The organism is Vibrio sp. 10N.222.49.C9 (genome assembly GCF_041474985.1).
GTDB classification, from domain to species: domain Bacteria; phylum Pseudomonadota; class Gammaproteobacteria; order Enterobacterales; family Vibrionaceae; genus Vibrio; species Vibrio crassostreae_C.
On record NZ_JBFRVD010001288.1, the window covers coordinates 1 to 325 of the forward strand.

Consider the following 325-nt stretch of genomic DNA (forward strand, 5'->3'; position numbering starts at 1 on the left):
GAACCTCTGAAGGAGGCTGCATCATGATACGCGCGAGCATACGAGGAAACTCAGGGTCCTTACTCATAACCAGATAGTGAGCACGCATGATACTCTCTAAAGATTGCGAGCTTGGGCTTTGTTTATGCCTACGCATGCTGTCGAGTATCGGTGTCATTACCGAGGTTATCATGGCTTCAAATAGCCCTTCTTTATTACCGAAGTAATAACGAATCATGGCCGAGTTTACCCCCGCCTTCTCTGCAATCAGGCGCGTTGATACTTTTTCATAGGGCATACCGCTAAATAACAATTTAGCGCTTCGAATAAGACTCTCTCGCGCCTC

1 protein-coding gene is annotated in these 325 nt (G+C 47.1%); it reads right to left on the reverse strand.

Features of this window, described 5'->3' with window-relative positions:
• Positions 1 to 325, reverse strand: a 325-nt coding sequence (locus AB4585_RS27940; protein WP_372172016.1) for a TetR/AcrR family transcriptional regulator, incomplete at both ends; no start/stop codon positions are given.